The sequence below is a fragment of the Mycobacterium sp. genome (assembly GCF_965277065.1).
Lineage (GTDB): Bacteria > Actinomycetota > Actinomycetes > Mycobacteriales > Mycobacteriaceae > Mycobacterium.
The window spans coordinates 135,673-156,562 of sequence record NZ_CBDIBT010000019.1; the positions used below are offsets into that span (position 1 = coordinate 135,673).

General features: G+C 65.9%; 19 protein-coding genes, 2 tRNA genes and 1 pseudogene. 8 read left to right on the forward strand and 14 right to left on the reverse strand.

What is annotated here, in order from left to right:
* The first annotated feature begins 23 nt into the window (after nucleotides 1–23).
* Together ACQY5A_RS17795 and ACQY5A_RS17800 are read left to right on the forward strand one after the other, a co-directional pair.
* Complete coding sequence (locus ACQY5A_RS17795) at nucleotides 24–725, forward strand: IclR family transcriptional regulator (RefSeq protein WP_428341675.1); 702 nt, start codon at nucleotides 24–26, stop codon at nucleotides 723–725.
* Nucleotides 726–903: 178 nt separating this feature from the next.
* A complete protein-coding gene (locus ACQY5A_RS17800; protein ID WP_428341676.1) occupies nucleotides 904–1,404 on the forward strand; it encodes a PPOX class F420-dependent oxidoreductase in 501 nt (166 codons plus the stop codon).
* Nucleotides 1,405–1,440: 36 nt separating this feature from the next.
* On the opposite strand, the gene ACQY5A_RS17805 is transcribed toward ACQY5A_RS17800, so the two are convergent.
* The 3 genes from ACQY5A_RS17805 to ACQY5A_RS17815 form a co-directional block, all read right to left on the reverse strand.
* Nucleotides 1,441–1,513, reverse strand: a tRNA-Glu gene (locus ACQY5A_RS17805).
* 95 nt (nucleotides 1,514–1,608) lie between these two features.
* Nucleotides 1,609–1,680: transfer RNA gene (locus ACQY5A_RS17810), tRNA-Gln, on the reverse strand.
* A 225-nt stretch (nucleotides 1,681–1,905) separates the two neighbouring features.
* Nucleotides 1,906–2,685, reverse strand: a complete 780-nt coding sequence (locus ACQY5A_RS17815; RefSeq protein ID WP_428341677.1) for a fumarylacetoacetate hydrolase family protein — start codon at nucleotides 2,683–2,685, stop codon at nucleotides 1,906–1,908.
* A 205-nt stretch (nucleotides 2,686–2,890) separates the two neighbouring features.
* On the opposite strand from ACQY5A_RS17815, the pseudogene ACQY5A_RS17820 reads away from it, so the two are divergent.
* A pseudogene (locus ACQY5A_RS17820) lies at nucleotides 2,891–3,958 on the forward strand (MFS transporter); the annotation flags it as partial.
* Between the two features lie 142 nt (nucleotides 3,959–4,100).
* Here ACQY5A_RS17820 and ACQY5A_RS17825 read toward each other — a convergent pair.
* Together ACQY5A_RS17825 and serA are read right to left on the reverse strand one after the other, a co-directional pair.
* Nucleotides 4,101–5,111 (reverse strand): 3-isopropylmalate dehydrogenase, encoded by a 1,011-nt coding sequence (locus ACQY5A_RS17825; protein ID WP_428341678.1) that lies wholly within the window; start codon nucleotides 5,109–5,111, stop codon nucleotides 4,101–4,103.
* Nucleotides 5,108–6,694, reverse strand: a complete 1,587-nt coding sequence (gene serA, locus ACQY5A_RS17830; RefSeq protein WP_428341679.1) for a phosphoglycerate dehydrogenase — start codon at nucleotides 6,692–6,694, stop codon at nucleotides 5,108–5,110. The genes ACQY5A_RS17825 and serA overlap by 4 nt, the downstream gene beginning before the upstream one ends.
* A gap of 102 nt (nucleotides 6,695–6,796) precedes the next feature.
* Between serA and ACQY5A_RS17835 the strand changes: the two genes are divergently transcribed.
* Complete coding sequence (locus ACQY5A_RS17835; protein ID WP_428341680.1) at nucleotides 6,797–7,279, forward strand: DUF4262 domain-containing protein; 483 nt, start codon at nucleotides 6,797–6,799, stop codon at nucleotides 7,277–7,279.
* A gap of 56 nt (nucleotides 7,280–7,335) precedes the next feature.
* Here the strand turns inward: ACQY5A_RS17835 and ilvC are convergent, their stop codons facing one another.
* From ilvC to ACQY5A_RS17850, 3 genes are read right to left on the reverse strand one after another with little or no spacing between them, the layout of a single operon-like run.
* Nucleotides 7,336–8,337, reverse strand: coding sequence for a ketol-acid reductoisomerase (ilvC, locus tag ACQY5A_RS17840; protein ID WP_428343218.1), 1,002 nt, complete (start codon nucleotides 8,335–8,337; stop codon nucleotides 7,336–7,338).
* Nucleotides 8,338–8,390: 53 nt separating this feature from the next.
* The gene (gene ilvN / locus ACQY5A_RS17845; RefSeq protein WP_428341681.1) at nucleotides 8,391–8,903 is read right to left on the reverse strand and encodes an acetolactate synthase small subunit; all 513 of its coding nucleotides are present in this window, start codon (nucleotides 8,901–8,903) and stop codon (nucleotides 8,391–8,393) included.
* On the reverse strand, nucleotides 8,903–10,720 hold the full coding sequence (locus tag ACQY5A_RS17850) for an acetolactate synthase large subunit (protein ID WP_428343219.1): 1,818 nt from the start codon (nucleotides 10,718–10,720) through the stop codon (nucleotides 8,903–8,905). The genes ilvN and ACQY5A_RS17850 overlap by 1 nt, the downstream gene beginning before the upstream one ends.
* 352 nt (nucleotides 10,721–11,072) lie before the next feature.
* Between ACQY5A_RS17850 and ACQY5A_RS17855 the strand changes: the two genes are divergently transcribed.
* Nucleotides 11,073–11,477: a PH domain-containing protein gene (locus ACQY5A_RS17855; protein ID WP_428341682.1), complete on the forward strand. Its 405-nt coding sequence runs from the start codon at nucleotides 11,073–11,075 to the stop codon at nucleotides 11,475–11,477.
* Here ACQY5A_RS17855 and ACQY5A_RS17860 read toward each other — a convergent pair.
* A complete protein-coding gene (locus ACQY5A_RS17860) occupies nucleotides 11,474–12,331 on the reverse strand; it encodes a DoxX family protein (RefSeq protein WP_428341683.1) in 858 nt (285 codons plus the stop codon). The genes ACQY5A_RS17855 and ACQY5A_RS17860 overlap by 4 nt on opposite strands.
* A gap of 166 nt (nucleotides 12,332–12,497) precedes the next feature.
* On the opposite strand from ACQY5A_RS17860, the gene ACQY5A_RS17865 reads away from it, so the two are divergent.
* Nucleotides 12,498–13,619, forward strand: coding sequence for a PQQ-dependent sugar dehydrogenase (locus ACQY5A_RS17865; RefSeq protein WP_428341684.1), 1,122 nt, complete (start codon nucleotides 12,498–12,500; stop codon nucleotides 13,617–13,619).
* A gap of 8 nt (nucleotides 13,620–13,627) precedes the next feature.
* Here the strand turns inward: ACQY5A_RS17865 and ACQY5A_RS17870 are convergent, their stop codons facing one another.
* Nucleotides 13,628–14,479 carry an alpha/beta fold hydrolase gene (locus ACQY5A_RS17870; protein ID WP_428341685.1) on the reverse strand — a complete coding sequence of 284 codons (852 nt, stop codon included), beginning with the start codon at nucleotides 14,477–14,479 and terminating at the stop codon, nucleotides 13,628–13,630.
* Between the two features lie 105 nt (nucleotides 14,480–14,584).
* On the opposite strand from ACQY5A_RS17870, the gene ACQY5A_RS17875 reads away from it, so the two are divergent.
* A complete protein-coding gene (locus ACQY5A_RS17875) occupies nucleotides 14,585–15,652 on the forward strand; it encodes a hypothetical protein (protein ID WP_428341686.1) in 1,068 nt (355 codons plus the stop codon).
* 7 nt (nucleotides 15,653–15,659) lie between these two features.
* Here ACQY5A_RS17875 and gatB read toward each other — a convergent pair whose 3' ends face one another.
* The 4 genes from gatB to gatC form a co-directional block, all read right to left on the reverse strand.
* Nucleotides 15,660–17,183, reverse strand: coding sequence for an Asp-tRNA(Asn)/Glu-tRNA(Gln) amidotransferase subunit GatB (gatB, locus tag ACQY5A_RS17880; RefSeq protein WP_428341687.1), 1,524 nt, complete (start codon nucleotides 17,181–17,183; stop codon nucleotides 15,660–15,662).
* A 54-nt stretch (nucleotides 17,184–17,237) separates the two neighbouring features.
* Entirely contained in the window at nucleotides 17,238–18,269 is a 1,032-nt protein-coding gene (locus ACQY5A_RS17885) for an ATP-dependent 6-phosphofructokinase (protein ID WP_428338535.1), read from the reverse strand.
* A gap of 92 nt (nucleotides 18,270–18,361) precedes the next feature.
* Nucleotides 18,362–19,843, reverse strand: a complete 1,482-nt coding sequence (gatA, locus tag ACQY5A_RS17890; protein ID WP_428341688.1) for an Asp-tRNA(Asn)/Glu-tRNA(Gln) amidotransferase subunit GatA — start codon at nucleotides 19,841–19,843, stop codon at nucleotides 18,362–18,364.
* On the reverse strand, nucleotides 19,840–20,139 hold the full coding sequence (gatC, locus tag ACQY5A_RS17895; RefSeq protein WP_428341689.1) for an Asp-tRNA(Asn)/Glu-tRNA(Gln) amidotransferase subunit GatC: 300 nt from the start codon (nucleotides 20,137–20,139) through the stop codon (nucleotides 19,840–19,842). The genes gatA and gatC overlap by 4 nt, the downstream gene beginning before the upstream one ends.
* An 88-nt stretch (nucleotides 20,140–20,227) precedes the next feature.
* Here gatC and ACQY5A_RS17900 point away from each other — a divergent pair, with 88 nt between their 5' ends.
* Nucleotides 20,228–20,887: an amino acid-binding protein gene (locus tag ACQY5A_RS17900; RefSeq protein WP_428338531.1), complete on the forward strand. Its 660-nt coding sequence runs from the start codon at nucleotides 20,228–20,230 to the stop codon at nucleotides 20,885–20,887.
* Nucleotides 20,888–20,890: the final 3 nt, after the last annotated feature.

The following is a 20,890-nucleotide window of genomic DNA, read 5'->3' on the forward strand; positions in this document are numbered from 1 at the left end:
ATGCGAGACGCTAGTATCTCTCTGTGAGACAGGATAGCGGCATCGGCGTTCTCGACAAAGCCGTGGAGGTACTGCAGACAATCGCGGAATCACCCTGCGGGCTAGCCGAATTGTGTAAACGAACCGGACTGCCGAGGGCCACCGCACACCGGTTGGCCGCCGGCCTGGAAGTTCACCGGTTGCTTGCGCGCGACGGCGAGGGGCGGTGGCGCCTGGGACCTGCAGTCAGCGAATTGGCGGCTCAAGTCAACGACCCGATCCTGGCGGCCAGCGCGACGGTGCTGCCGCGGCTGCGGGAGATCACCGGCGAGAGCGTGCAGTTGTACCGCCGCGAAGGCACTTCACGAATTTGCATCGCTGCGTTGGAACCTCCTGCGGGCCTTCGCGATACCGTCCTGGTCGGCGCACGATTGCCGATGACGGCAGGCTCCGGCGCCAAGGTGCTGTTGGCCTATAGCGACGACGCCACCCGGGCCGCGGTGTTGCCCGGCGCCAAGTTCAGCGACCGCACACTGGCCGAGGTACGGCGACGCGGTTGGGCGCAAAGCGCCGCGGAACGAGAGCCCGGGGTGGCCAGCGTGTCAGCGCCGGTCCGCGGTGCCGGCGGTTCGGTGGTCGCGGCCATCTCGGTGTCAGGCCCGATCGATCGCATGGGTCGACGGCCGGGCGAACGTTGGGCCGCAGATCTGTTGGCGGCCGCGGACGCCTTGACCCGGCGGTTGTGAGTCGAGCCTCGCCGAGTGTGCGTCCAAGGCGGAGCGCCCGATCGAGTGTGCTTCCAGGGTGGCGACACGCCGACGGCCGGCACCCTCAGCGCACACTCGAAGCCGTCGACGCGCACTCGACTCGAGATGTGATTGCCCGCGGTTCGGGCCGTAATGGGTGACCTGAGACACTGTCGCCATGGGAACGAACCAGCGTGCGCAGATCGTCATGTCCGAGGCGGAGATCACCGACTTCGTCGCCAGTAGCCGTACCGGCACGCTGGCCACCGTCGGTTCCGACGGACAACCGCATCTGACCGCCATGTGGTACGGCGTGGTCGACGGCGAGATCTGGCTGGAGACCAAAGCCAAGTCACAGAAGGCCGTCAACCTCAAGCGCGATCCGCGGGTGAGCTTCATGATCGAGGGCGGCAACACCTATGACAGCCTGCGCGGGGTGTCCTTCGAAGGCATCGCCGAGATCGTCGACGAGCCGGATGCGATCTTTCGTGTCGGTGTCAGTGTGTGGGAGCGCTACACCGGGCCCTACACCGAAGAGGTGAAGCCCGCAGTCGACATGATGATGAACAAGCGGGTCGCGGTACGTATCGTCGCGCAGCGCACCCGGTCGTGGGACCATCGCAAGCTCGGAATTCCGGAGATGCCGGTCGGCGGTTCGACCGCGCCTGCGGCCGGTTAGCGCGCCGGGCGCGCTAGCTAGGCGAAGAAGGATAAGTAGCCCCGATGGGATTCGAACCCACGCTACCGCCGTGAGAGGGCGGCGTCCTAGGCCGCTAGACGACGGGGCCGGAACCAATCCGAGGAGCCAGCATAGCTGACTGCCACACGCCCACCTAATCGCTCGGCGGCCCAACGACGTTGGAAGAGCGAAGTAAAAATACTGCTGGGGTACCAGGACTCGAACCTAGAATGGCGGTACCAGAAACCGCTGTGTTGCCAATTACACCATACCCCATTGGCTGCCTAAAACTGCTGGTCAGGGCCTTGCCAGTCGACCCTGCGCGGTCGTACGGGCAGTGCTGCCAGCCGTGATGGGCCGACGAGCAGACTACCAAACAAACAACTCATCTCTCACCAGCGCCCGACCGGTTGCGGCCGGAAGTCGACTCCCCGAAGTCGCTGCGCGACGAGGCCAACACCGGCGACGGCAGACACGACAGTTACGGGCCGATTGAGGAGTCTACGAATCCTGTTTTTGAACAACAGGATTCGATAGCGTCCCGATGCCTGAAATGGTGATGTTGACGGTGTCTCCGTCGACGATGGGGCCCACGCCCGCGGGTGTGCCGGTGAGGATAAGATCGCCCGGCAGCAAGGTCATCACCCCCGAGATCCATTCCACGATCGCCCCAACGTCATGGATCATCAGCGACGTCCGACTGTCCTGCTTGACCTCGCCGTTGACGTCGGTGCGCAACTCCAGATCGGCCGGGTCGACCTCGGTCTCGATCCACGGGCCGACGGGGCAGAACGTGTCATGGCCCTTGGCCCTGGTCCACTGACCGTCGGACATCTGTTGGTCGCGCGCGGACACATCGTTGGCGATCGTGTAGCCGAGGATGCTCTCGGCAGCCCGGTCGGCCGTGACGTCTTTACAGGGCCGGCTGATGACCGCCGCCAACTCGCCCTCGAAGTGCACCGGCGATGCGTTGGCGGGCAATCGAATCGGCACGTTCGGTCCGATGATCGCCGTGTTGGGTTTGAGGAAGATCACCGGGTCGGTGGGTGCGGCACCGCCCATCTCCGTGATGTGGTCGGCGTAGTTCTTTCCGATGCAGACCACCTTGCTGGCCAGGATCGGGGCCAGGAGTCGCACATCGGCCAACGGCCAGGAACGACCTGTGAAGGTGGGCGTGCCGAACGGATGCTCCGCGATCTCGCGGACGGTCATGTCATCGTGCTCACCCTCGATCGAGACGAACGCGACGCCATCGGGGCTGGCAATTCGGGCAAGGCGCATTCGCCTTAGCCTAGTGAGCGGTCGCAAGCGCGGCGAAGCCGGGCGCAGCGGGCCGTGACCAAAAGACGGCCGAGCGGTCGCAAGCGCGGCGAAGCCGGGCGCATCGGGCCGCGACCAAAAGACGGCCCAGCGGTCGCAAGCGCGGCGAAGCCGGGCGGTTGCCGCTTCGACCCCGGCCGCCATACTGCTGTGCGAGCATTGATCAATGCCGACGGACCCGACGGGCACGGTCGCACTCCATGCGAGACGGCGCTGGTCGATCGTCATTGTCTCGCTACTGGTGACCGCGAGCGCGTTCGTCTTCATCAACGGCGTCGCATTCCTGATCCCTGCCCTGGAAGAAGATCGAGGCGCACAACTGGCCGAAGCTGGGCTCCTGTCGTCGATGCCGAGTTTCGGCATGGTGGCGACACTGATCCTGTGGGGCTATCTGCTCGATCGGGTAGGCGAACGAATCGTGTTGACGATCGGTTCAGTGCTGACAGCCGGTGCCGCCTACGCGGCCTCTAACGCGCACTCGACGATTGGGTTCGGCGCCTGGCTGTTCGTGGGCGGCATGGCGGCCGCCAGCTGCAACTCGGCCGGTGGCAGGCTGGTCTCCGGATGGTTCCCGCCGGAGCAACGAGGCTTGGCGATGGGCGTCCGACAGACCGCGCAGCCGTTAGGAATTGCGTTGGGCGCGTTGGTCATTCCGGTATTGGCTGAACGCAGTCGGTCAGCGGTGTCGGGCATGATCTTCCCAGCCGTGCTGTGTGCGGCAGCGGCGGTGCTCAGTGTCGTTGCCATCAAGGATCCGCCACGCAAAGAACGGGCCGACGCGTCCGAACAAGAACTGGCCAACCCCTACCGCGGTTCATGGGTGCTACGCCGAATCCATGCCACCTCAGCGCTGTTGATGGTGCCGCAGACGCTGACTGTGACGTTCATGCTGATCTGGCTGATCGCGAATTACCAGTGTTCGATCTTCGCGGCAGGCTGTGTCGTCACGGTGTCGCAGGTGCTCGGCGCGGTGGGCCGGATCCTGGTCGGCAGATGGTCGGACCGGGTCGGCTCCCGGCTGCGTCCGGTCCGCGTGATGGCAGTCGTGGGCGTCCTGACCATGGCCGGGTTGGCGTTCGCCGATCATCTGCACCTGTTCATCGCTGTGCCGCTGATGGTCTCGGTGGCCGTCGTGTCGGTTCTCGACAACGGCCTGGAGTCCACGGCGATCACCGAGTACGCGGGACCGTTCTGGAGCGGGCGGTCGCTGGGCCTGCAGAACACGTATCAGCGGCTGATGGCCGCCGGCACGCCACCGGTGCTGGGTGACCTGATTGCCGGATCGGGTTATTCCCTGGCATTCGCGCTGTGCGGGATCTTCCCGTTGCTGGCGGTGCCGATCGTGCCGGCCAAAACGTTACCGCCCGGGCTGGAGACTAAAGCGCGGACGCTATCCTTTCGCCGACTTCGGCGGTGGATAGCTTTTCGCTCGGGCGACTGGCCAGATGGGCAGCCACGGCCCGGTCCACTCGCGCGGCGGCAGCGTCTTCGCCGACGTGGGAAAGCAGCAGCGCCACCGACATAACGGCGGCGGTTGGATCCGCGATCCCTTGCCCGGCGATGTCGGGCGCACTGCCGTGCACGGGCTCGAACATCGACGGGTTGGTCCGGGTGGCGTCGATGTTTCCGCTGGCGGCCAACCCGATACCACCGCACACCGCGGCGGCCAGGTCGGTGATGATGTCGCCGAACAGGTTGTCGGTGACGATCACGTCGAAGCGCCCGGGGTCGGTAACCAGGTGGATTGTCGCGGCGTCGACGTGCTGGTAGGCGATCTCGACGGCGGGATACTTCTCGCCGACCTCGGCCACGGTCCGTGACCACAGCGACCCGGCGAAGGTCAGCACGTTCGTCTTGTGCACCAATGTCAGATGTTTGCGGCGCTGCTGGGCGCGCGCGAAGGCGTCTTCGACGACGCGGCGGATCCCGAACGCGGTGTTGGTGCTGACCTCGGTGGCTACTTCGTGAGGGGTGCCGACGCGGATCGCGCCGCCGGTCCCGGTGTACGGGCCTTCGGTGCCTTCTCGGATCACCACAAAGTCGATCTTCGGGTCGCCGGCCAGCGGGCTGCTCACACCCGGATACAGCCGGCCTGGCCTCAAGTTGACGTGATGGTCGAGCGCAAATCGCAGTCGCAGCAACAGGCCTCGCTCCAGCACCCCGCTGGGCACCGACGGGTCACCGATCGCGCCCAATAAGATGGCGTCGTGCTCACGCAGTTCGGTCACCGTGGAATCGGGCAGCAGTTCGCCGGTGGCGTGGTAGCGCTTGGCGCCCAAGTCGTAGTGCGTCGTCGCCACGCCGGGTAGCACCGTGTCGAGAACCTTGACCGCTTCGGCAATCACCTCCGGGCCGATTCCGTCGCCCGGAATGATGGCCAGTTTCACGACAGGTCAACCACTTCGAGCTTGTTGGCTGAAACTGCGGACCTGATCTCGGATCGGACGTCGGCGGGCACATCGCGGTCCAGTCGCAGCAGGATCGTCGCGCCGGGACCTTCGGCGTCCTCGGACAGCTGCGCGGCCTGGATGTTGACCCCGGCGGTACCCAGCAGCGTGCCGATCTTGCCCAGTGCCCCTGGCTGATCGCCGTAGTTGATGACCAGATAGATGCCTTGGGCGCGCAGATCGAAGTTTCGGCCGTTGATCTGCACGATCTTCTCGACCTGCTGCGGACCGGACAGTGCTCCGGCCACGTTGACGACCGAACCGTCGGCAGCTACCGCCCGCACGTCGACGACGCTGCGGTGGTTGGGACTCTCGGTGGCGGTGCTGATGTCGGCGGCCACACCGCGCTCTTCGGCGATCGCCGGCGCGTTGACGAACGTCACCTGGTCTTCGATGACTGCCGAGAACAGGCCCCGCAGCGCCGAAAGTCGAAGCACCTCAACATCTTCACTGGCCAACTCGCCACGGACCTGCACCGACAACGATCCCGGAAGTTCGTCGCTGAGTGCACCGGCGAGGACGCCGAGCTTGCGCACCAGATCCAGCCACGGTGCCACCTCTTCGTTGACCACCCCGCCGCCGACGTTGACGGCGTCCGGGACGAACTCCCCCGCCAGCGCAAGCTTGACGCTGACCGCGACGTCGGTGCCGGCCCGGTCCTGGGCCTCTTCGGTCGAGGCGCCGAGGTGCGGCGTCACCACGACCTGGGGCAGCTCGAACAGCGGGCTGTCGGTGCACGGCTCCTTGGAGTACACGTCGAGCCCGGCGGCGCGAACGTGTCCGCTGGTGATGGCGTCAGCCAACGCGGCCTCGTCGATCAGCCCGCCTCGGGCGGCGTTGACGATGATGACGCCAGGCTTGGTTTTCGCCAGCGCCTCTTTGTCGATCAGCCCCGCCGTCTCCGGGGTTTTCGGCAGGTGCACGGAGATGAAGTCGGCGCGGCCGAGCAGCTCGTCCAGCGACAGCAACTCGATACCGAGTTGGGCGGCGCGCGCCGCCGACACGTAGGGGTCATAGGCCACGATGTGGGCCTCGAAAGCTGCCAGTCGCTGTGCGACGAGCTGCCCGATGCGGCCCAGCCCGACCACTCCGACGGTCTTGCCGAAGATCTCGGTGCCCGAGAACGAAGAGCGCTTCCAGGCGTGCTCGCGCAAGGTGGCGTCGGCCGCGGGGATTTGGCGGGCGGCGGAGAGCAGCAATGCCAAGGCGTGCTCGGCAGCACTGTGGATGTTCGACGTCGGCGCGTTGACCACTAGCACACCGCGTTCGGTGGCGGTCTTGACGTCGACGTTGTCCAGGCCGACGCCGGCGCGGGCGACGATCTTCAGTTTCGGCGCGGCGTCGAGCACTTCGGCGTCGACGGTGGTCGCCGAGCGGACCAGAAGTGCATCGGCTTCAGGCACCGCCGCGAGCAGTTTCTCGCGGTCCGGGCCATCCACCCAACGCACCTCGACCTGGTCGCCCAGGGCTTCGACGGTTGATTCGGCAAGTTTGTCAGCGATGAGAACAACAGGCAGGCTCACGCGGCCACTCTAATGGTCGGGCTTCTACCGAGTCGCGGAGCCTATGGGTGTCGGTGCCCCGGTGAATGCTGTCGGCAAGCACTACGACAGGAGGAATGGCACATGTGCTGGAAATGCGATCACCCGGATTCCACCATGCAGGAGTGGATGGAGCTCATCTACGAGAAGGTGAAAGAGAATGGTTGGATCGTGCAATACGTCAGCGGCCACATGTCGTTCGCCTACACGATCGGATTACACGAGCGCGGCCTGCCCGAGCTGTTGGTGACGGGGATGCCGCCAGAGCGGGCGAACCTTGTGCTCACCACCGTCGGCGAATATCTCCTCAAGGGTGGGCGGCCGGTACCCGGTGAGCGGATGTTGATCGGCGGTGAGCTCCTGCTCGATTTCGTCCAGGTGCAACACCCGAGCGCGCACCTGAAATTCGCGGCCAACTTCTACGGCCCCGATCTGCGGGCCCTACAGCTGGTCTGGCCGGACGAACACGGACATCGGCCGTGGTGCGCGGAGTTCAGCAACGGCGGGGTCCGGCAGCCGGTGTTCGGCATCCGCGTCGACCCACCCGAACGTCGAGATCGACGGTAGTGCAACGACACGCCGAAACTTGTTGCGCTAACGTCGATCTCGACGAAGCTTGGGTGCTAGGCAGTTTCTGTGATCGGCCGGTCGACCCAGCTCATCAGGTCGCGCAGCTTCTTGCCGGTGACCTCGATCGGGTGCTCGGCGTTCTCCTTGCGCAGACCCTCGAGCTCCTTGTTGCCGCCGTCGACGTTGGCGACCAGCTTCTTGGTGAAGCTGCCGTCCTGGATGTCGCGCAGGATCGCGCGCATACGCTCCTTGGTGTCGGCATCGATCACGCGCGGGCCGGACAGGTAGCCGCCGAATTCGGCGGTGTCGGACACCGAGTAGTTCATCCGGGCGATGCCGCCCTCGTACATCAGATCGACGATCAGCTTGAGCTCGTGCAGCACCTCGAAGTAGGCCATCTCCGGCGGGTAGCCCGCCTCGACCATCACGTCGAAACCGGTCTTCACCAATTCCTCTGTGCCACCGCACAACACGGCCTGCTCACCGAACAGGTCGGTCTCGGTCTCGTCTTTGAAGGTGGTCTTGATGACGCCGGCGCGAGTGCCGCCGATGGCCTTGGCGTAGGACAGCGCGAGCGCCTCGCCGGTGCCGGTCGGGTCCTGGTCGACCGCGATCAGCGCGGGAACGCCCTTGCCGTCGACGAACTGACGACGGACCAAGTGCCCCGGGCCCTTGGGTGCGACCATCGCGACGGTGACGTTGCCGGGCGGCTTGATCAGGTCGAAGTGGATGTTGAGCCCGTGACCGAAGAACAGCGCATCGCCGTCTTTGAGGTTGGGTTCGATGTCGTTCTTGAAGATGTCGGCCTGCGCGGTGTCGGGCGCCAACAGCATGATCACGTCGGCCCACTTGGCCACCTCGGCGGGGGTGTCGACGGTCAGGCCCTGCTCCTCGACCTTGCCGCGCGACTTCGAGCCTTCCTTCAAGCCGACCCGAACCTCGACACCGGAGTCGCGCAGGCTCAGCGAGTGCGCGTGGCCCTGGCTGCCGTAGCCGATCACACCGACTTTGCGGCCCTGAATGATCGACAGGTCGGCGTCGTCGTCGTAGAACATCTCCAAAGCCACGTGAATGTCTCCTTCGTTATTGGCTTTTCGAACTGATTGGGTTATTTGGCGGTCCCGATGGCGCGTGGTCCCCGGGTAAGTGAGACCACTCCCGATTGGGCGATTTCCCGGATGCCGAACGGCTCGAGCACCTTCAGCAGTGCTTCCAGCTTGCCGCGGTCGCCGGTGGCCTCGATGGTCAGCGATTCCGGCGACACGTCGATCACTTTGCCGCGGAACAGGTTCACCGCTTCGATCACCTGACTGCGGCTCCCGGCATCGGCGCGGACTTTGATCAGCGCCAGCTCACGAGACACCGAGTTGTTGTCGTCCTGCTCGATGATCTTGATGACGTTGATCAGCTTGTTGAGCTGCTTGGTGATCTGCTCGAGCGGGGTGCTCTCGGCGGAGACGACGATGGTCATCCGCGACATGTCTTTCTGCTCGGTGGCGCCCACTGCCAGCGATTCGATGTTGAACCCGCGCCGCGAGAACAGCGCCGCGACACGGGCCAGCACACCGGGCTTGTCTTCGACCAACACCGAAAGGGTGTGCGTGGTCGTCGTTCCTGTCATTATGCGTGCCCTTCGATTCCGTCGTCGAACAGCGGGCGAATGCCGCGAGCGGCCTGGATCTCATCGTTCGAGGTCCCGGCGGCCACCATCGGCCAGACCTGCGCGTCGGCGCCGACGATGAAGTCGATGACAACCGGACGGTCGTTGATCGCGCGGGCCTGGGCAATGACGTCTGCCACATCCTCTGCACGCTCGCAACGCAATCCGACACAACCGAGCGCCTCGGCCAGCTTGACGAAGTCGGGGATCCGGCGCGAGTGGGTGGCCAGGTCGGTCTGCGAGTACCGCTGCCCGTAGAACAGGGTCTGCCACTGGCGCACCATGCCGAGGTTGCCGTTGTTGATCAACGCCACCTTGATCGGTGCGCCTTCGATAGCGCAGGTGGCCAGCTCCTGGTTGGTCATCTGGAAGCAACCGTCGCCGTCGATGGCCCACACCTCGGCGTCGGGACGGGCGAACTTGGCGCCCATCGCCGCCGGGATCGCATAGCCCATGGTGCCCAAACCGCCTGAGTTGAGCCAGGTTCGGGGCTTCTCGTAGGAGACGAACTGCGCGGCCCACATCTGGTGCTGTCCGACGCCCGCGACGTACACCGCATCGGGACCGGCGATCTCGCCCAGTTTCTCGATGACGTACTCCGGGCTCAAGCTGCCGTCGCTCTGCGGCCCGTAGCTCAACGGGTAGGTGGACTTCACGTCGTCGAGGTAGGTCCACCAGTCGGTGATCTCGCTCTTCGAATGCGCATCATCGTGGCGCAGCGCTTCGATCAGCGCGGTGATGACGGCCTTGACGTCACCGACGATCGGCACGTCGGCGTGCCGGTTCTTGCCGATCTCCGCAGGGTCGATGTCGGCGTGGATGACCTTGGCCTCGGGCGCGAACGAGTCGAGCTGCCCGGTGACCCGGTCGTCGAAACGGGTGCCCAGTGCGATCAACAGGTCGCTGCGCTGGAGCCCGGCGACCGCCGCGACCGTGCCGTGCATGCCCGGCATGCCGAGGTGTTGGCGGTGGCTGTCGGGGAAGGCGCCGCGCGCCATCAGCGTGGTAACCACCGGGATGCCGGTCAGCTCGGCCAGTTCGCGCAGCTGCTCGGTGGCCTCGCCGCGGATGACCCCGCCGCCGACGTAGAGCACCGGCTTCTGGGCGGCAGCGATCAGCTTGGCCGCTTCGTGGATCTGGCGGTTGTGCGGTTTGGTGTTCGGCTTGTAGCCGGGCAGATCCATCTGCGGCGGCCAGCTGAACGAGCACGGCGCTTGCAGCACGTCTTTCGGGATGTCGACCAGCACCGCGCCGGGGCGTCCGCTGGCGGCGATGTGGAACGCCTCCGCCATCACCCGCGGGATCTCGTCGCCGTTGCGAACCAGGAAGTTGTGCTTGGTGATCGGCATGGTGATGCCGGAGATGTCGGCCTCCTGGAAGGCGTCCGTCCCGATCAGCGCACGCCCGACCTGGCCGGTCACCGCGACAACCGGGATGGAGTCCATCTGCGCGTCGGCCAGCGGGGTCACCAGGTTGGTGGCTCCGGGACCAGAGGTGGCCATCATCACGCCGACCTTGCCGGTGGCGTGGGCGTAACCGCTGGCCGCGTGGCCGGCGCCCTGCTCGTGGCGGACCAGGACGTGCCGCAGCTTCTCAGAGTCGAAAAGCGGGTCGTAGACCGGGAGCACGGCACCGCCAGGGATCCCGAAGATGACCTCGACGCCGAGCTCCTCCAGTGAGCGGATTACCGACTGCGCACCGTTAAGTTGCTCAGGCGCAACATTTTTCGGCCGAACCGTCGGCGGCTTGGCGGCGGACTTGGCCGCATCTGTGGCGATACGAGCCACATCCGGCGACGCAGGCTTCGGTGCCGGTGTCTGCGGCTCGGAGTGCGATCTGGTGGGTGCGCTCACGGTGTCCTCTGTCCCTCTTTGTCACTGCTTGGTTCTGCTTTTGCTCTGGAAAGTCGACGGGCAACAAAAAACCCCCGTCAGCTCAGCAGCTGCACGAGGGTTGCGCGTTGGTCTGGCTTGATCAGTCAGGCACCAACGCGCAGGCGGATTACTACGAGCTCTCCAGAAGTGTTCATCGCCCCACGACGGTAGCCGCCGTACTGGTCAAACGTCAAATCCCGGCAGCCGCCAGATTCCGGGGGCGACCCAGGTCAGGCGTCGATGCCATGATGCTTGCATGGCAGGAGATTCGTCGCAGGAAGCGGCGCCCGCACCGCCGGTGGTGCTCAGCATCTCACCGATGGCGCATATCGCGGTGGGCTTCTTCGCCCTCGGCCTACTCATCCCGGTGCAGACGTGGCCGGCGTCCGCTCCCCTGCTGATCATCCCGGTGGTGCTGTCGGCGTTGATCGTGCGGCTTCGGACCGAGGCTGACGACACCGGAGTCACCGTGCGTACGCTGCTCGGCAGCCAGTCGGTGCGCTGGGAGGAGATCGTCGGCCTGCGATTCAACAAAGGCTCATGGGCCCGCGCCCAACTGGAGAATGGACACCAGCTGCGACTACCCGCTGTCACCTTCGCGACCCTGCCGCAGCTGACCCGGGCCAGCGCAGGCCGCGTCCCCAACCCGTACGCGGATTAGCTCACCGGGTTCGCGCCGTTGAGCAGGATCCACAGCCCCACACCAGCGCCGATACCCACCACCAGGGCGGCGAACGATCCGATGAACGGTCGACGTGCCCAGCCGCGACCGGCGTCGAAGCCGTAACGTCCTGGTCCGGCCAGGATCACGGCGGTCGAGAGCACGATCAGCGTGATCTCGTATTCGTGCCCGTTGGGCAGGAAGTACGGGAACGAGCGCGGGTTGTGCTGTGCTGCCATCCCGGCGATCAGGCTGTTGGTCAGATAGGCCAGCGCGCCCGCCGCCGCCAGCGGCGTGAACAGTCCGAGTAACAGCAGCACGCCCGCAGCAATCTCGCCGCCGGCCGCGCCGTACGTGAGGATGTCGGCGTGCTGGTAGCCGATGTCGGACAGCTGGTTCTTGAAGCCGTTCAGGCCTTCCCCGCCCCACCAGCCGAACAACTTCTGCAGCCCGTGCGCGGCGAAGACGGCACCGAGGCCGACTCGGAGAATCAGCAGGCCGAGGTCTTGGGTGCCGCGGCGGTCGGCGGCGCGCATCGCCACGTCGTCGTGGTGCTCGTGCTCGTCGATGCCGTCGGACGCGAAGATCGCATGCTGACCGGTGGGCTGAGGCTGATACGGCAAGGGCTCCTGCCTGCCGCCGATCAGCCCGAACCCGCTGCTCGACGACCGGACACTGCCGGAGTCAGCAGCGTCGTAGTGCGGAATCATCGTCGTCTCGAAATCGCCCGCGTAGGTGTCCGACGGCAGATCGTCCTCGGGGTCGACCAGGCTCGCGGACGACGGCCGCGCCGGAGTCGGCACCGCCGAGGAGTCCTGTCGTTGCCAATGTGCGTCATTCGGTTGACTGCTCACCCGTGCCAGGGTAAGGGCAAATTCTGCCGAATCGGGGATTTGAGCGGCGCTTTCGCGGTTGCGATTTGCGCGTCGTGAGGCACGCGCCGGCGTTTGCGGACAAATGCGGGCGCTGCGCGGTACCCGTCACGGGCGCAAGCGCGAACGTATCCGTAATCTGGCAGCTATGCGGTTGTGGTGGTCGGGGCGGCGCGGCATGCCTGTGCTCTGCTCGGCGATGCTCGTTCTGGCTGGTTGTGCCCAGTTCAACGACGTGCAGTCGCAACCGTTCACCACCGAGCCCGAGCGGCACGGCGCGCCGAGTTCGACGCCACCCCCTCCGCCGCCGCTGCCTGACAAGCCGTTCCCCAAGGAATGTCCCGCGCCCGGGGTGATGCAGGGCTGTCTGGAGAGCACCAGCGGCCTGCTGATGCAGCCGGACAGCAAGTCGGCGCTCGTGGCCGAACGGACCACGGGCGCGGTGAAAGAGGTATCGGTGAGCGCCGAGCCGAAGGTCAAGACCGTCATCCCGGTCGACCCGGCCGGTGACGGCGGGTTGATGGACATCGTTCTCTCACCGACGTACTCGCAGGACCGGTTGATGTATGCCTACATCAGTACGCCCACCGACAACCGCGTCATCCGCGTCGCCGACGGCGACACGCCCAAAGACATCCTGACCGGAATTCCCAAGGGCGGCAACGGGAATACCGGTGCTTTGCTGTTCACCAGCCCGACCACGCTGGTTGTAATGACCGGCGACGCGGGTAACCCCGCGATTGCCAACGACCCGGCATCGCTGGCGGGCAAGGTGATTCGCATCGAGCAGCCCACCACGATCAACCAGGCGCCGCCGACGACGGCACTGCGCGGCATAGGCGTGGGCGGTGGCATGTGCACCGATCCTGTCGACGGCTCGCTTTTCGTCGTCGACCGGACGCCTACCTCAGACCGGTTGCAGCGAATCACCAAAGACTCCAAGGTTTCGACGGTCTGGACGTGGCCGGACCGGCCTGGGGTCGGTGGCTGCGCGGCGCTGGACGGCACCATTCTGGTCAACCTGGTCAACACCAAGCAGACGGTGGCGGTCCACCTCGCGCAGGGCACCGGCGCCGTCACCGGTCCACCCGACGTCGTCCGCCAGGACACACACGGACACGCGTGGGCGCTGCGGATGTCGCCCGACGGCAACATCTGGGGCGCGACCATCAACAAGACCAGCGGCGACGCCGAGAAGTTGGATGATGTGGTGTTCCCGCTGTTCCCGCAGGGCGGCGGCTTCCCGCGGGCCAACGACGACAAGACATAGGTCGGAAATTACGTTGCGGCAGTGCCGCTTTCGCTGCCGCTGAACAAGAACCGCTCAATCAGCGCGCTCACCAGGGGCGGGTTCTCCAGGCCGGCAAGGTGAGCCACCCCGTCGAGAATCCGAACGGATGCGCCCGGGATGCCGTTGGCCATCTCGATCGCATCGCGGGGCGGGAACGTCGCATCCTCGGTCCCACCGACCACCATCACCGGCGTGTGGATCCGGTCCAGCAGGGGCCGCTGGTCAGGCCGGCGCGGAACCACGCTCTTGACTGCCCACGACACCGACGCGATGTCGGCGGACTTCACCGTGCCGATAACGTGCGCCACCACGTCAGGACGCTCCCGCATGGTGGTCGGACCCAAAAACGCTTTCAGCACCGAGTGATTCAGCAGCGGTCCGATCCCACCCGTCCATTTCGCCACCCGAAGCAGGATCGCGAACTCGACTTTCTGGCGGAAACTTGCCCGGCCGGCGGTGCAGTTCATCAGCACCGATCCCCCGACCCGGTCGGGATACGTCGCGGCGAAGGTCGCGCCGATCATGCCGCCCCAGGAGTTGCCGACGAAGTGCGCCTTCTCGAGGCCGAGGCCGTCGAGGATGTCGGCGACACAGCGAGCGCAGTCGTCGAAGCTGAAGAAGTCGGTCAGCGGCTGGCTACCGCCCTGGCCGGGCGGGTCGACGAGGACCACCTGTCGGCGGGCGATGAGCTCGCCGGCCACCCCATGCCACATGTCGCCGGTCATCAGCAGGCTCGGCCAGAAGACGATCGGCGAACCAGATCCGCCGACCTGCAGCCGAATTCGGCCGAGCACGGTGTTCACTGTCTGCTCTCGGAGCTGATCGTCGATGCTGGTCATCGTCGACAACCATAGTGACCACGCGACTTCCGCGTTTAGGTATCCCTCAGCAAGATCTCAGCTATCATCTACCTATCGCAGGGGGCCGTCGCCGAGGAGACTGTCGTGTACCTCACCACTCGCCCCCTGATCACCGCAGCCGTCGTCCTCGTCGGCGTCAACGCTGTCGCCGTCACGCCAGTGGCCGCGGCCTCGCCCGATGCGCTGGTCCGCGCGGTTCAGCTGACAAGCTTCGACCCCAACAATTGGCTGGATGTCCTGCAGCTGGCATCGACGAACGCCACCGATATCTACGATCACTTCGCCCCGGCCCCGTTCCCCGACCTGCAACAGTTCGCCGCCAACCTACCGACCTACTTCGAGGGCACCCGGAGCATCAGCAGCGACCTCACGGCGGCGGGCAACGCGGCCATCGTGCCATTCGAGCCGACCAACCCCGAGCCGTACATCTACCCGTCGCTGGATCCGACGTCCAGCAACATCGGTATCAGCCTCCTGGGCGCCCATCTCTTTGACATACCCCTGCCGGGTAAGGCCGGTCTGCTTGACCTCCTGACCAACGGGCTTCAGTTCACGATTGGGATCTGTCCGCTATGCACCCACGTGGACATCGACGTCCTCGCGCTTCTCATCGGCCAGACGGCCGCAAACCAAGTCGAGCCGTACCTCAATTTCGTTGGGTCACCGCTGAGCGGGGTGCTGTGGGGGGACATCGGCACCACACTGGGGCCGACCGTGCAGTTCGACAACGATGTCACCGCGATCGGCGCCGCGCTGTCCGGCCCCACGCCGGACTACATGACGGCTCTCCAGGAATTGCTGAACATGCCGGCAAACGTCACCAACGCATTCCTCAACGGCTACGGCAACATCGACCTGTCGACACTGCTCAACGATTTCGGCGCCCAGTTGCCGGCCTCAGATGCGAATTTCGTGCTCGACTTGGGCGGGCTGCTCAGCCCGGCTGGCTCGCTGCTCAACGGCATCGGCTTCAGCGAAACGCTTGGAGACTGCAGCATCGGCTGTGCCACTTTGGACGTTCCCACCTCGGCGGTCGGGCCGATCGCTTCCATGATCGGGCTGGACCAGGCGATCGCGGAAGCTATCGGCTGGGATGGCGTCGGTAACCCGCTGGCGGGACTGCTCTCCGAGCTGACCGGCGGTCTGCTCTGAGGCCCGGCTAGCCGCAGGCGGCGAGCACCAGTTCGCGCACCTGCGCCGCGTCGGCCTGCCCTTTGGTCGCCTTCATCACGGCACCGACGATCGCGCCGGCGGCCTGCACTTTGCCGCCGCGAATCTTCTCGGCCACATCGGGATTGGCGGCCAGGGCTTCGTCGACCGCGGCCTTGATCAGCGAGTCGTCGCGCACCACGGCCAGGCCGCGAGCTGTCATGACCTGGTCGGGCTCGCCTTCACCGGCCAGTACACCTTCGACGACCTGACGGGCCATCTTGGTCGTGAGCTTGCCTTCGTCCACCAGAGCCACGACCGCGGCGACTTGGGTTGGGGTGATAGACAATTCATCGAGTTCGATGCCGGCCTCGTTGGCCTTCTGCACCAGGAAGTTGCCCCACCAGGCGCGCGCCTGCTCGATGGGTGCGCCCTGATCGACGGTCGCGATGACCAAATCGACAGCGCCGGCGTTGACTAGGTCGCGCATCACCTCGTCGGAGATACCCCAGTCCTGCTGAATCCGCTTGCGGCGCAACCATGGCAGCTCTGGAATGGTCTGACGCAGCCGCTCGACGAGGTCACTGTCGGGGGCGACCGGCTCCAGGTCGGGCTCGGGAAAGTAGCGGTAATCCTCTGCGGTTTCCTTGGTGCGACCCGAGCTGGTGTAGCCGTCCTCGTGGAAGTGCCTGGTCTCCTGGATGACTCGGCCACCCGACTCCAGAACAGCGCCCTGGCGCCTCATCTCGTAGCGAACAGCTACCTCGACACTCTTGAGCGAGTTGACGTTCTTGGTCTCGGTGCGAGTACCGAATTCGGCTGCGCCCGTTGGCTTCAACGACACGTTGGAGTCGCAGCGCAACGAACCCTGGTCCATCCGGACGTCGGAAACTGCCAATGCGCGCAACAGGTCTCGCAGCGCGGTGACGTAGGCGCGGGCGATCTCCGGTGCCCGCTCGCCGGTACCTTCGATGGGCCTGGTGACGATCTCGATCAACGGCACGCCGGCCCGGTTGAAATCGGCCAGCGATGTTGTCGCCCCGGCGATGCGGCCGGTGTCGCTGCCCAGGTGGGTCAGCTTGCCGGTGTCCTCTTCCATGTGGGCCCGCTCGATCGCCACTCGATACGTGGTGCCGTCTTCCAGCGGAACATCGAGGTAGCCGTTAATCGCGATCGGCTCGTCGTACTGCGAGATCTGGTAGTTCTTCGGCTGGTCCGGGTAGAAGTAGTTCTTCCGGGCAAACCGGCCCCACGGCGCGATATCGCAGTTGAGCGCCAGGCCGATCCGGATCGCAGATTCGACCGCGGCCTCGTTGAGCACGGGCAGCGAGCCTGGCAGGCCGAGGCACACCGGGCATACCTGGGTGTTCGGCTCGGCGCCGAATTCGTTGGCACAGCCACAGAACATCTTGGTAGCGGTCGATAGTTCGACGTGCACCTCCAAGCCGAGTACCGGCTCGTAGTGCGCAAGCACGTCGTCGTAGTCGAGGAGTTCGCCCCCAGGAGCACTGGGAACGCTCGCCACAGAAGTCATGACGACAATTCTAATTGGCCACCGGGGAAGCCGTTCCATCGCCGCCCGGACCTGTCAGCCGAAGAACGCCGCCGCGTCGTCGTAGCGACTCTGCGGAACGAGTTTGAGCTGACGCACCGCGTCGGCTAGCGGCACCCGGCCGATGTCCTGGCCGCGCAGCGACACCATCTGTCCGTATTCGCCGGCGTGTGCGGCATCGGCCGCGTTGACGCCAAACCGAGTCGCCAGTACGCGGTCGTAGGCGGTCGGAGTACCGCCGCGCTGAACGTGGCCGAGGACGGTCACCCGGACGTCTTTGTTGATCCGCTTCTCCACTTCGACCGCCAACTGCGCGGCGACACCGGTGAACCGCTCGTGACCAAACTCGTCGGTGCCGCCTTGGGCCAGCTCCATCGAGCCTTCAGCCGGCTTGGCGCCTTCGGCGACCACGCAGATGAAATGCGAGTCACCGCGCTGGAAGCGTCGCTTGACCAGACGGCACACCTCGTCGATGTCGAAGGGCTGCTCGGGGATCAGCGTCATGTGCGCGCCGGAGGCCAACCCGGAGTTGAGCGCAATCCAGCCCGCATGCCGCCCCATCACCTCGACCAGCATCACCCGCTGATGCGACTCGGCCGTGCTGTGCAACCGGTCGATGGCGTCGGTGGCTACCATCAGTGCGGTGTCGTGGCCGAAAGTCACGTCGGTGCAATCGATGTCGTTGTCGATGGTCTTCGGTACACCGACCACCGGCACGTTTTCTTCGGACAGCCAGTGCGCGGCGGTCAGCGTGCCCTCACCGCCAATCGGGATAAGGACGTCGATGCCGTTGTCATCCAGCGTCTGCTTGACCTGGTCCAGGCCAGCCCTCAGCAGGTCCGGATTGACGCGGGCGGTACCCAGCATCGTTCCGCCCTTGGCCAGCAGTCGGTCGTTGCGATCGTCGTTGGCGAGCTGGACCCGCCGGTTCTCTAGCAGTCCGCGCCAACCGTCCTGAAACCCCACCACCGACGACCCGTAACGGGAATCGCAGGTACGCACCACCGCCCGAATGACGGCATTGAGTCCAGGACAGTCACCGCCACCGGTGAGAATTCCGATCCGCATGCCCTCATCTTGCCGGGTGCTGGGCGGTGGCGCGAGCAGACGCAGAATCGCACGCGACAGGCGATTTTCACGCGAGTCTGCGTCTGCTCGCGCTAGATGGCGGAGGGCAGCGCGCCCCGAGCGGCCTCGTAGGCTGCGCCCACCCGATAGATCCGGTCATCCCCCAGCGCCGGCGCCATGATCTGCAGTCCGACCGGCAGGTTGTCGTCGTCGGACAACCCTGACGGCACCGACATTCCGCAGTGTCCGGCCAGGTTCAACGGCAGCGTGCACAGATCGAACAGATACATCGCCAGCGGGTCGTCGACCTTCTCCCCCAACGGAAATGCCGTCGTCGGCGTCGTCGGAGACACCAGCACGTCGACCGACTGGTAGGCGGTGTCGAGGTCACGCGCGATCAGCGTGCGCACTTTCTGCGCTTGGTTGTAGTAGGCGTCATAGTAGCCAGCCGACAGCGCATAGGTGCCAATCATGATGCGTCGCTTGACTTCCGGCCCGAACCCGGCGGCCCGGGTCAACGCCATCACTTCTTCGGCGCTGTGGCTGCCGTCGTCCCCGACGCGCAGCCCGTAACGCATCGCGTCGAAGCGGGCCAGGTTGCTCGACACCTCCGACGGCAGGATCAGGTAGTACGCGGCCAGGGCGTGATCGAAATGAGGACAGTCGACTTCGGACACGTCGGCGCCGAGCGCGGTCAGCTGCTCGACAGCTTTGTTGAACGACGCCAGCACGCCGGACTGGTAACCCTCGCCCCGCAGCTGCCGGACCACTCCGACCCTCACACCGCTGAGATCGCCTGCGGCGCCGAGCTTAGCGGCGCCGACGACGTCGGGTACCTCAGCCTGGATCGACGTCGAGTCGCGTGGGTCGTGTCCGGCGATCACCTGATGGAGCAGTGCGGTGTCCAGCACCGTGCGTGCACAGGGCCCGCCTTGATCCAGCGACGACGCGCAGGCCACCAGGCCGTAGCGCGACACCGTGCCGTAGGTGGGTTTGACTCCGACGGTTGCGGTCAGCGCGGCCGGTTGGCGGATCGATCCGCCGGTGTCGGTGCCGATCGCCAGCGGCGCCTGGAACGCCGCCAGCGCGGCGGCGCTACCGCCTCCCGATCCGCCCGGCACCCGGTCGGTGTTCCACGGATTGCGGGTCGGTCCGTAGGCCGAGTTCTCCGTTGAAGAGCCCATGGCGAACTCATCCATATTGGTCTTGCCCAGGATCGGGATTCCGGCCGCGCGCAGCCGCGCGGTGACGGTGGCGTCGTACGGCGAGCGGTATCCCTCGAGGATCTTCGACCCGCAGGTGGTCGGCATGTCGACGCTGGTGAAGACGTCCTTGAGCGCCAGCGGGACCCCGGCCAGGGCCGACGCCGGCTGCTCGCCGGCGGCCAGGGATTTGTCTGTGGCTGCGGCGGCCGACAACGCCGCATCGGCGGCGACGTGCAGGAATGCGCTGTATCGCTCATCGGTCGCCGCGATCTGATTCAGAAAGGCCTGGGTGACCTCGGTCGAGGACAGCTCTTTGGTGGCGATCTTCGCGGCCAGCGTGGCGGCGTCCTGCCGAATGATGTCGGTCATTCCGCTTCTCCGAGAATCTGCGGAACCGCGAAGCGGCCGTCGAGGGCCTCAGGCGCTGCGGCGAGCGCCTCCTGCTGAGTCAGGCACGGCGCGACCTGGTCCGGGCGGGTGATGTTGACCGCCTTGAGCGGGTTGTCCGTCGGTTCGACGCCGGCGACGTCGACGGCCTGGATCTGGCCGACGTGGGTCAGGATGGCGTCGAGTTGGCCGGCGTAGCTGTCCAGCTCGTCGTCGGTCAGCGCCAGCCGAGCCAGCTTGGCCAGATGGGCTACCTCGTCGCGGGAAATCTGGGACACGGCTGAAAAGCCTAACCGGGCGACGACGCGGCCCGCGCCGGGCCGCCGCCGACATGCCAAGGGCTCGCCGCTGTGTAACAGTGACCGCGTGCCGTCCTATCTGCTGCGGGTTCAGCTCGCCGACCGACCGGGAAGCCTCGGCTCACTGGCCGTGGCTCTGGGATCGGTAGGCGCTGACATCCTTTCGTTGGACGTCGTGGAGCGCGGACCCGACTACGCCATCGACGATCTCGTGGTCGAGCTACCACCGGGGGGCATGCCCGACACACTGATCACGGCGGCCGAAGCGCTGCAGGGCGTACGGGTGGACAGCCTGCGACCGCACACCGGACTCCTGGACGCCCATCGCGAATTGGCGCTCATCGACCACGTCGCCGCCGCAGGTAACACCGCCGCCAAGTTGCAGGTGCTGGTCGACGAGGCGCCGCAGGTGCTGCGGGTCAACTGGTGCACGGTGCTGAGCAAAACCGAGGATGAGTTCGAGAGCATCGCGGGCAGTCCCGGCGCGCCGGAGACGCGACTGACCGCCGCGCCGTGGATGCCCATCGAGCACGCCATCGCGCTGGACGCCACCGAGGATTGGGTGCCTCAGGTCTGGCGGGACCTCGACACCACACTGATCGCGGCTCCACTGGGCACCCCGAACACCTCGGTGGTTCTCGGCCGGCCTGGTGGCCCGGCATTCCGACCGTCGGAGGTGGCCCGGCTCGGGTATCTGGCCGGCATCGTCGCGACCCTGCTGCACTGAATA

Excerpts from the sequence above, each read along its gene's own strand:
- ACQY5A_RS17800 (WP_428341676.1), top strand. The coding sequence starts at position 904 with ATGGGAACGAACCAGCGTGCGCAGATCGTCATGTCCGAGGCGGAGATC.
- ACQY5A_RS17815 (WP_428341677.1), bottom strand. The coding sequence starts at position 2,685 with ATGCGCCTTGCCCGAATTGCCAGCCCCGATGGCGTCGCGTTCGTCTCG.
- ACQY5A_RS17835 (WP_428341680.1), top strand. The coding sequence starts at position 6,797 with ATGTGCTGGAAATGCGATCACCCGGATTCCACCATGCAGGAGTGGATG.
- ilvC (WP_428343218.1), bottom strand. The coding sequence starts at position 8,337 with ATGTTCTACGACGACGACGCCGACCTGTCGATCATTCAGGGCCGCAAA.
- ilvN (WP_428341681.1), bottom strand. The coding sequence starts at position 8,903 with ATGACAGGAACGACGACCACGCACACCCTTTCGGTGTTGGTCGAAGAC.
- ACQY5A_RS17855 (WP_428341682.1), top strand. The coding sequence starts at position 11,073 with ATGGCAGGAGATTCGTCGCAGGAAGCGGCGCCCGCACCGCCGGTGGTG.
- ACQY5A_RS17865 (WP_428341684.1), top strand. The coding sequence starts at position 12,498 with ATGCGGTTGTGGTGGTCGGGGCGGCGCGGCATGCCTGTGCTCTGCTCG.
- ACQY5A_RS17870 (WP_428341685.1), bottom strand. The coding sequence starts at position 14,479 with ATGACCAGCATCGACGATCAGCTCCGAGAGCAGACAGTGAACACCGTG.
- gatB (WP_428341687.1), bottom strand. The coding sequence starts at position 17,183 with ATGACTTCTGTGGCGAGCGTTCCCAGTGCTCCTGGGGGCGAACTCCTC.
- ACQY5A_RS17885 (WP_428338535.1), bottom strand. The coding sequence starts at position 18,269 with ATGCGGATCGGAATTCTCACCGGTGGCGGTGACTGTCCTGGACTCAAT.
- gatA (WP_428341688.1), bottom strand. The coding sequence starts at position 19,843 with ATGACCGACATCATTCGGCAGGACGCCGCCACGCTGGCCGCGAAGATC.